The organism is Candidatus Desulfatibia sp., from assembly GCF_036446775.1.
Lineage (GTDB): Bacteria > Desulfobacterota > Desulfobacteria > Desulfobacterales > UBA11574 > Desulfatibia_A.
In genome coordinates, this window is record NZ_JAZFTO010000236.1 from 1 (window position 1) to 2,697 (window position 2,697).

Consider the following 2,697-nt stretch of genomic DNA (forward strand, 5'->3'; position numbering starts at 1 on the left):
ACCACCCCTCTGATAAACTTGAAGCCGTTTCCCTCCAGAATTTTGTGTATGGGCTGTGCTATGTGTTTTGCCCCAACGCTGCCGGTCGCCACTTCATGCAGCATGGGCTTGTAAAGGTGGTAGTTGTTGTAATCAACCAGCACTACGTCGAGCTTTTTATCGAGTTTCTTTAAATTAATTGCAGTGTAAATCCCTGCAAAGCCTGCACCGAGGATTACAACTTTCAATTCTTTGTCTCCTTTCTTTCAACTTCTAGAGCCCTTGAAACCTCGCTGACAAACTCCTTCATGCAACCACTTTCTCCATTATTTTGTGAACTGTTTTGGGATAGTTCTTTGCGTATGTCTCGAACTTATTTTTCGATAGGTTTGTGGAGTATTCGGAAATGTCCATTATTATCCTTTCATCGGGCACTCCGTTATATCGCCAGACGTAGATAAAATCCAGTATGGTTTTCTCAGGGTCAGAGCAGTTCAGCCCGTTTTTAATAATCCCGAATTTGAAAAGGTCTGGCTTCAGTTTCAAAAACCTGAACTTGTATCCTGCTATTCCCATCGGCTTTGCCCTGAATATCATGTCGCTTATCACGTAGTCCGTGGTGAAGTGCTCATGGGTCATGTTGTTAAGCTTCAGAGCTGTATAGAGTCCGAAATACCAGTTTTTCACGTCTTTCAGTTCGAGCCCCTTTGAGACCAGTTCCAGGTGGGAATATCCTACTTTGCCAAGCTTTAGCTCATCCAGACTCTTGAGGTAAAATATTCCTTTGAATATCCTCACCAGGTAGCCCCTTGAGATGAAGTACTTGATCGTGGAATTGTAGTCTAGGTTGAAGGATTTGCAGTGCTTCTTCATGGTGTCAGATGTCAGGAACTCCTCTCCTTCCAGGCGCAGTTTTTTCAACAAAAGTTTCGTTGTCATTTATATCACAAGAGCATATTTTTTAGGATATTGTGATATGTATCATAAGGAGTATTTAAAGGTGACGGTATGTACCCAGGTAAAAACTTTCGGGGGCTTATTTTTCTGGTAGTGGCATGACAGATTAATCATGTTACATAATACTTTGATAGTTTTTCATCTGCCCTTTGCCTCGTGAATCTCCAGTCGATCTTCTTTTCCTGCTTGTTCCTCCTGGTCGTCCAGGCCCTGACCTCTCTACTCAATATTTCTTTATCGCCGATCCTTCTTCCGGTGCATTCCGCATCCATCACGCCGATCTCGATCTCGGCGACATTAAGCCAGTTTGCATGTTTCGGCGTGTAATGGAACTCTACTTTTTTGAGGATCCTCTCTGCCTCTTCCGCTCCATATGCCTCATAGAGCGCCGTCCCGTTGTGCGTGTTGAGGTTGTCAACCACCACCCGCAGCATCTCGGCATCCGGATAGGCCCTGTCAACCAGATGCTTGATGAATTTTGCAAAATCCTTCTTTGTCCTTCGGCTGGTGACTCTCGTGGTGCGCCTTCCCGCCTTGAATTCGGCGGCCATGAAGATGTTGGCGTTGCCCTTCCTGACATACTCGTAATCGTACCTTTCAGGCCTGCCCGGCCTCATTGGTATCGGTTTTCTGCCGTCTTTGATGAGCTGTTTTGGCTTTTCGTCAATGCCGATAACCGGTCTTTTCGGGTCATAGGGCTTTGTATACAGGTCGAGAATGTCATACATCTGTTCCCTGAACTCGGGAGTTATCTCAGGGATGCACCACATCTTTTTCAGCCAGGGCTTGGTTTTCGTTTTTTTAAGATGAGGCGGACGCTCTCCCTGTTGATCGTCTTGAAGCCCTTCCTGTTCTTCATTTCATCGGCAAGCAGCCTGACGCTCCATCTTTTTCTGCCTTTTGGTGGATCTGTGCATGCTGTCGCAATAATTTCGGCCTCTTCTTTTTCTGTGTACTTCCTCGGTTGCCCCGGCCTTGGTTTTTCCTTCAACGCAGAATCCAGCCCTTCTTCCAGGTATCTCTTTTTGATCCTCCACACACTCTGCCTGTGAACCTTCGTTGCGTTGGAGATCTCGTCGTTGTTGTAGGCATCATCCGCCAAAAGTAAGACATTCGCCCTTGCAATCGCCCTCGCTTTCTTTGTCCCCTTTTTCACGAACTGCTGCAGGAACTCGCGCTCCTCTTTTTTGAGTTTTATTTTTAGCATGTATTGGCGTATGCAGCTATGACATATAAATGTAACTGGATTAAGTTGTCAGAGCACTAGGAACGAGCACAATAGATCCAAGATATAGGATAACTTTAATTAAACCAATACCGGAGCTTTTGGATGCGGATATGGGGGACCTGATCGTATTTGTAAAGGATGATAAGGGCGATATTATTTTTAAAACCGTCGAAGGTATCGAAATTAAAGAAAAGGTAACACGGCTTTAAAATTCCGGCACATACTATCCACTTGCTTTTACAGGGGCTTACTTGAGGCCCCCCTAGTCGATCAAGTCGGTTAATATCGGATTCACTGAAAAAATCATAAAGCAGTCTCCAAGGGGATGGGAATTGTAACCTGAATTAAACATATGCACAACACTCATTGCCACGATTGACGAGATTACTCGCAGAGGCAATTAACAACGGCTCCCGAAAGTTCTACTTCTAAAACCAAAATAATAAAAATAACAAAACGAGAATAATCAATCATGCAAGTATTTCCCATTGCCGCGGAATCGCTGGGCACGAGGAGCATGGCGACCCTGGTGA

Annotated in this window: 2 protein-coding genes and 1 pseudogene; all 3 read right to left on the bottom strand. The window is 45.0% G+C overall.

Going from position 1 to position 2,697, the window contains the following annotated elements; all coding sequences use genetic code 11:
• Positions 1–227: FAD-dependent oxidoreductase (locus tag V3S16_RS11120; protein ID WP_413884918.1), on the bottom strand; the 227-nt coding region annotated here is incomplete at its 3' end.
• A 58-nt stretch (positions 228–285) separates the two neighbouring features.
• Positions 286–918: a type IV toxin-antitoxin system AbiEi family antitoxin domain-containing protein gene (locus V3S16_RS11125; protein WP_413884920.1), complete on the bottom strand. Its 633-nt coding sequence runs from the start codon at positions 916–918 to the stop codon at positions 286–288.
• A 128-nt stretch (positions 919–1,046) separates the two neighbouring features.
• Positions 1,047–2,143 (bottom strand): annotated as a pseudogene (locus V3S16_RS11130) (IS630 family transposase).
• Between the last annotated feature and the right edge of the window lie 554 nt (positions 2,144–2,697).

Coding starts and splice junctions, on each gene's coding strand:
- V3S16_RS11125 (WP_413884920.1), bottom strand. CDS start 918: ATGACAACGAAACTTTTGTTGAAAAAACTGCGCCTGGAAGGAGAGGAG.